The 4,651-nt window shown below is 71.3% G+C and carries 4 protein-coding genes and 1 pseudogene; 2 read left to right on the top strand and 3 right to left on the bottom strand.

Annotated features, from left to right (window positions below):
- Nucleotides 1-427: PucR family transcriptional regulator (locus BZZ08_RS38130; RefSeq protein ID WP_133169275.1), on the top strand; the 427-nt coding region annotated here is incomplete at its 5' end.
- On the opposite strand, the gene BZZ08_RS38125 is transcribed toward BZZ08_RS38130, so the two are convergent.
- The gene (locus tag BZZ08_RS38125) at nucleotides 405-998 is read right to left on the bottom strand and encodes a TetR/AcrR family transcriptional regulator (RefSeq protein WP_104636699.1); all 594 of its coding nucleotides are present in this window, start codon (nucleotides 996-998) and stop codon (nucleotides 405-407) included. The two genes, BZZ08_RS38130 and BZZ08_RS38125, sit on opposite strands and share 23 nt — an antisense overlap.
- An 84-nt stretch (nucleotides 999-1,082) precedes the next feature.
- Between BZZ08_RS38125 and BZZ08_RS38120 the strand changes: the two genes are divergently transcribed.
- Nucleotides 1,083-2,630, top strand: coding sequence for an MFS transporter (locus BZZ08_RS38120; protein ID WP_104636698.1), 1,548 nt, complete (start codon nucleotides 1,083-1,085; stop codon nucleotides 2,628-2,630).
- A gap of 63 nt (nucleotides 2,631-2,693) precedes the next feature.
- Here the strand turns inward: BZZ08_RS38120 and serA are convergent, their stop codons facing one another.
- Both serA and BZZ08_RS38110 read right to left on the bottom strand, forming a co-directional pair.
- Entirely contained in the window at nucleotides 2,694-4,283 is a 1,590-nt protein-coding gene (serA, locus tag BZZ08_RS38115) for a phosphoglycerate dehydrogenase (protein ID WP_104636697.1), read from the bottom strand.
- A gap of 218 nt (nucleotides 4,284-4,501) precedes the next feature.
- Nucleotides 4,502-4,651: pseudogene (locus BZZ08_RS38110) on the bottom strand (ketol-acid reductoisomerase); the annotation flags it as partial.

Genomic DNA, 4,651 nt, shown 5'->3' with positions numbered 1-4,651 from the left:
GGGCACGCCGGGCGGTGTGGCGGCCGGGGTCTCCGCGCCGCGCACGGGGCTCGCCGATCTGGGGACGGCCTGGTCGGAGGCGTCGGCGGCGGCCCGGGCGGCGCGGGCGGAGGCGCGGTTCGGGCCGGTCGCGCAGTGGACGTCGATCGGGGCGTTCCGCCTGCTGACCTCGCTGCCCCCGCGCTCCGCCGACGATCCCGCCGTACGGGCGCTGCTGTCCCCCGCCCACCGCGAACTCGCCCGCACGGCGGAGGTGTACCTGGACTGCGCGGGCCAGGCCGGCCGCACCGCAGCCGAGCTGGGCGTCCACCGCCAGACGCTGTACTACCGCCTCTCGCGCGTCGAACAGCTCACGGGCCTGGACCTGGACGACGGCGAGGACCGGCTGCTTCTGCACATGGCGCTCAAGGCGCACCGCCTCCGGTAGCGGCCTCGATCACCCGGCGGAGCCCCTCGGCGAGCTGGTCCGCCTCGGGCGCGGTCTTCAGATCGAAGCTCCACTGCGCGATGATCCCCGTCATCAGCGTCACGTAGAACATGCCGAGGGTGCCGAGCTCGTCCCCGGAGACGTCCTCCTCCCGACCGCCCATGAGCAGCGGGATGAACCCGCGTCCGGCCTCCTGCTGGGCCTTCGCGAGGTGGTCGCGCAGTTCGGGCAGCTGGTCGCCGATGACGATGATCTCCATGCTGAGCCGCCACGGGGAGCCGGGCTCCTTCATGGTGGCGATGACGTTCGACCAGACCTCGCGGAACCGCTCCACGGAGCCGGGCTCGGTGGTCAGCCCCGCGGTCTCACCGCCCTCGAACGCGTCGGCCATGTCCTCGACCAGCGCCACGTAGGCCTGCGCGAGCAGGGCGTCCTTGGAGCCGTAGTGGTAGCCGATGGACGCCAGGTTGGTCCCCGACTCCTTGACGACGTCGCGCGCCGTGGTGCGCATGAATCCCTTCTGCAGCAGGCAGCGCTTGGCGCCTTCCAGCAGATCCTCACGGTGTCCCATGCCACCACCCTACCCATCCGTCCATACGGACGTATTAAACAGGCGTCCTAGACAGGCGTATAGGACGCTTGTACAGTCACCGGCATGACAACGAACCCGTCCCGGGCCGGCCGCCGTGAGTGGACCGCGCTGGGCGTTCTGATGCTTCCGCTGCTGCTGGTCTCGATGGACGTCTCCGTCCTGTACTTCGCGATCCCGGAGATCAGCGCCGACCTGGACCCGAGCGGCACCCAGCAGCTCTGGATCTTCGACATCTACGGCTTCGTCCTGGCCGGCCTGCTGATGACGATGGGAGCGCTCGGCGACCGCGTCGGCCGCCGCAGGCTGCTCCTCCTGGGCGCGGTGGCCTTCGGCGCGGCCTCCCTGCTCGCGGCCTACGCGCACACCGCCGAGACTTTGATCGCGGCCCGCGCGGTCCTCGGCATCGGCGGCGCCACCCTGATGCCGTCGACGATGGCGCTGGTCCGCACGATGTTCACCGACCCCGCCCAGCGGGCGAAGGCGATCGGACTGTGGTCCGGGGTGATGACGGCCGGGATCGCGCTCGGCTCGGTGATGAGCGGGGTCCTCGTGGAGCACTTCTGGTGGGGCTCGGTCTTCCTGGTCAACCTGCCCGCGATGGCCCTGCTGCTGATCCTCGGTCCGGTGCTGCTCCCGGAGTCCAAGAACCCCTCCCCCGGCCGCTTCGACCTGCTGAGCGTCCCGCTGTCGATGGCGGCGGTCCTGCCCGTGGTCTACGGCCTCAAGGAGTTGCCCTCCGAGGGCTGGAACGTCCGCTACGTCGTCTCGATCACCGTCGGTCTGCTGTTCGCGGCCCTGTTCGTGCACCGCCAGCGCACCTCGGCCTCGCCGATGATCTCGCCCGCCCTCTTCCGGGGCCACGGATTCACCCCCGCGCTGGTCCTCAACACCGTGTCGGCCTTCGGGATGATGGGCTCGGCGTACTTCACCACCCAGTACCTCCAGTCGGTCCTGGGCAAGAGCGCGCTGGAGGCCGCGCTGTGGAGCCTGCTCCCGTCGGTGCTCATCGGCGCCGCCGCACCCGTCGCCGCCCAGCTGGCCCAGCGCGGTGTCGAGCGCGCGTACCTCGTGACGGCCGGCTTCGTCATCGCGGCCTGCGGCTACGGGCTGCTGGCCCTGGCCGGTACGGACTCCCTGTGGCTGGTGCTGGCCGCGTGCGGCGTCCTCGCCGCCGGCATCGTCGTCGTGATGTCCCAGCTCACCGACCTGGCCCTCGGCTCGGCCCCGGTCGAGAAGGCGGGCGCGGCCTCCTCACTGCTGGAGACCGGCACCGAGTTCGGCGGCGCCCTGGGCATGGCCGCCCTCGGTTCCATCGGTACGGCCGTCTACCGCCACGGCATCCCCGCGGACGCGCCCGCCCCGGCCCAGGAGACCCTGGGCGGCGCACTGGCCGTCGCCGCCGGACTTCCCGGGCGCACGGGAGACGCCCTGGCCACGGCGGCACGCGAGGCGTTCACCGACGGCATGCAGGGTGCCGCGATCGCGGGGGCGTTGCTGCTCCTCGGGGCGGCGGGGCTGGCGGCGTTCGGGCTGCGGCACATCAGGGTGCGCCCGCAGGAGGACATGGCAAACGCCGGAAAGGCCGACTCGCTCAGCCCGTCCGGCGTTTGAGGACGAGGCCCTTCAGGGCCGTAGGAGGGGGTCCCGGGGGCGGCAGCCCCCGGGCAGGTCACCTCAGACGAGGTTGACGGACCGGGCGGACGTCGCGCCGATCTCCGCCGAGACCTCCGCCAGCACCCCGGCGGGCACCGTGTCGTCGACGGTCAGCACGGCCAGCGCCTCGCCGCCCACCGTCGCACGGGCGACCTGCATGCCGGCGATGTTGATCCCGGCCTCGCCGATGACGCGGCCGACGGTGCCGACCACACCGGGACGGTCCTCGTAGCGCAGCACGACCATGTGGTCGGCGAGGGCGAGGTCCACGTCGTACTCGCCGACGGCGACGATCTTCTGGAGGTGCTTGGGACCGGCCAGCGTGCCGGAGACCGACACCTCCTCGCCGTCCGCGAGGGTGCCGCGCACGGTCACCACGTTGCGGTGCTCCGGGGACTCCGAGCTGGTGGTCAGCCGGACCTCGACGCCGCGCTCCTGGGCGAACAGCGGGGCGTTGACGTAGGAGACCGTCTCGTCCACGACGTCCTCGAAGACGCCCTTGAGGGCGGACAGCTCCAGCACCTTCACGTCGTGCTGGGTGATCTCGCCGTAGACCTCGACGTCGAGGCGGACGGCGACCTCACCGGCGAGCGCGGTGAAGATGCGGCCGAGGCGCTCGGCGAGCGGCAGACCCGGCTTGACGTCCTCGGCGATGACCCCGCCCTGGACGTTGACCGCGTCGGGGACCAGCTCACCGGCGAGGGCGAGGCGGACCGACTTGGCGACGGCGATGCCGGCCTTCTCCTGGGCCTCGTCGGTGGAGGCGCCGAGGTGCGGCGTGCAGACGACCTGGTCGAACTCGAACAGCGGCGAGTCGGTGCAGGGCTCCTTGGCGTACACGTCCAGGCCGGCGCCGGCGACGCGGCCCTCCTTGAGCGCCGAGTACAGCGCCTCCTCGTCGACGATGCCGCCGCGCGCGGCGTTGACGATGCGGACGCTCGGCTTGACCTTGCGCAGCGCCTCGTCGCCGATCAGACCGAGGGTCTCGGGGGTCTTGGGCAGGTGGACCGTGATGAAGTCGGAGACCTCGAGCAGCTCGTCGAGGGACAGCACCTTGACGCCCATCTGCGCGGCCCGCGCGGGCTGCACGTAGGGGTCGTAGGCGACGACCTTCATGCCGAAGGCGGACATGCGCTGCGCGACGAGCGCGCCGATGCGGCCGAGGCCGACGACGCCGAGGGTCTTCTCGGCCAGCTCGACACCGGTGTACTTGCTGCGCTTCCACTCACCGTTCTTCAACGCGGCGTTGGCCTGCGGGATGTTGCGGGCGGTGGCGACGATCAGGCCGCAGGCCAGCTCGGCCGCGGTGACGATGTTGGAGGTCGGGGCGTTGACCACCATCACGCCGGCCTTGGTGGCGGCGGAGACGTCCACGTTGTCCAGGCCGACACCGGCGCGGGCGACGACCTTCAGCTTCTTGGCGGCGGCCACGGCCTCGGCGTCGACCTTGGTGGCGGAGCGGACCAGGATCGCGTCCACGTCGGCGATGGCGGGGAGCAGTTCGGCCCGGTCCGCGCCGTTGCAGTGGCGGATCTCGAAGTCGGGGCCGAGCGCGTCCACGGTCGCGGGCGACAGCTCTTCAGCGATGAGTACGACGGGTTTCGAGCTCACGTGAGTCCTCACAAGTCCAATGCGGACGGCCGTCCCGACGGCCGCATGCGGAGGGTTGCTAGCCGCGTGGAAGACGCACGACGCTGTGGGCCTGACGCGTATGTGTTCAGCAGTCTAGTGGCGTGGCGGGCAGTGTCCTGCGCCGCTGCGGAAGCATCACCCGGAAGTGGAACCCGCGGGGGTGCCCGGTGCGCCGGGCACCCCCGCGGGGCAAAGACCTACGCCTCTTCGTCGACCCAGCTCATGAGCTTGCGCAGCTCCTTGCCGGTGGTCTCCAGCAGGTGCTCGGAGTCCTGCTTCTTGTACTCGTTGTACTTCTTCAGACCGCCGTGGTACTCGTCCATCCAGTTCTTGGCGAAGGTGCCGTC

It is taken from the genome of Streptomyces sp. MH60 (assembly GCF_002939385.1).
Taxonomy (GTDB): domain Bacteria; phylum Actinomycetota; class Actinomycetes; order Streptomycetales; family Streptomycetaceae; genus Streptomyces.
Note: the sequence above shows the minus strand (reverse complement) of the source record. Positions and strands in the feature narration are given on the sequence as shown.